The organism is Micromonospora sp. NPDC007230 (assembly GCF_042869115.1).
In the GTDB taxonomy this organism is placed as follows: domain Bacteria; phylum Actinomycetota; class Actinomycetes; order Mycobacteriales; family Micromonosporaceae; genus Micromonospora.
Window position 1 is genome coordinate 1 of the sequence record NZ_JBIAFE010000077.1, and the last position, 1,424, is coordinate 1,424.

1 protein-coding gene is annotated in these 1,424 nt (G+C 71.1%); it reads left to right on the plus strand.

Annotated features, from left to right (window positions below):
- Positions 1 to 119: 119 nt before the first annotated feature.
- Positions 120 to 1,424 (plus strand): ISL3 family transposase (locus tag ACFYML_RS36585; protein ID WP_387425014.1); only part of this gene is annotated, 1,305 nt, incomplete at its 3' end.

Genomic DNA, 1,424 nt, shown 5'->3' on the forward strand with positions numbered 1-1,424 from the left:
GGCTCTTCGAAGTTGAGCGGGGTTCGCTGCTGGAGCCGGCCCGAGCGTGAAGGGCTCGCAGCTCATCGGTGATCATCTGAGTGTCGAATTCGGATGGTCACAAGTGAAGAGCTGCGAGCATGGTCAACGATACGACCCGGCTGCTGGGCCTGGACGGCCTGGTGGCCGAGCGAGTCGAGATGGACGCCGCAGGCGTCCCGGTGGTGCACCTGGCCACCGGTTGTGAGCAGGCACGATGCTGCCCGCAGTGCGGGCAGCGGGCGGTGCGGATCAAGCAGTGGATCACGACCCGGCCGCGGGACCTGCCGGTCGGCGGGCGGCCGGTGCGGCTGCGGTGGCGTAAACGGCGCTGGTACTGCCCGACCCCGGCCTGTCCGCGTAAGTCGTTCACCGAGCAGGTGGCCCAGATCCCGGCCCGTGCCCGGCTGACCACCCGGCTGAGGCAGGCGGCGGGTGCGGCGGTCGCCGACGCAGGTCGCACGATCGTGCAGGCCGCCCGGGATCACGGTGTCTCGTGGCCGGTCGTCGCTGCCGCGTTCACCGCCCACGCGAGGGCGGTGTTGCCAGCCGAGCCGGAGCCGGTCGCGGTGCTCGGCATCGACGAGGTCCGCCGCGGCAAGCCCCGCTGGAGCTGGGACGAGCAGGCTGGCTCGTGGACCACGACCGCGGACCGGTGGCACGTCGGCTTCGTGGACCTGTCCGGCGGACAGGGTCTGCTCGCCCAGGTCGAAGGCCGGACCACCACCGCGGTCACCGGCTGGCTGACCGCCCGCCCGCAAGCCTGGCGCGACCAGATCCGGGCGGTGGCGATTGACATGTGCACTGTGTTCAAGAGCGCCATCCGGCAGGTGCTACCGCACGCGCTGCTGGTCGTCGACCACTTCCACGTCGTGCAACTGGCCAACCGGGCCGTCACCGAGGTCCGCCGCCGCATGACCCTGACCCAGCGAGGACGCCGCGGCCGCGGCACCGACCCGGAATGGCGGATGCGCAACCGGCTGACCCGATCCGCGGCCCGCATGCCCGGCAAGCACGTCGACCGCCTGGTCGACACACTGCAAGCCCTACCCGCGGCGATCGGCGCCCCGATCCTCGCCGCATGGAACGCCAAGGAAGACCTGCTCGACCTCCTCGCCACCGCCCGCACCCAGCCCGACCGGGAACACGTCCACCAGCTGCTGCACCGCTTCTACACCCGCTGCGCCGCCACTGACCTGCCCGAACTGCACCGGCTCGCCACCACCATCGAAACCTGGTGGCAACAGATCCACGCGTTCCTGACCACCGGGATCACCAACGCCGGCTCGGAAGGCACCAACCGCGTCATCAAGACCGTCGCCCGCGACGCCTACGGCTTCCGCAACCCCGAAAACCAGCGCCTCCGCACCCGCACCGCCACCACCCGACGCCACCGTGGGCAGCTC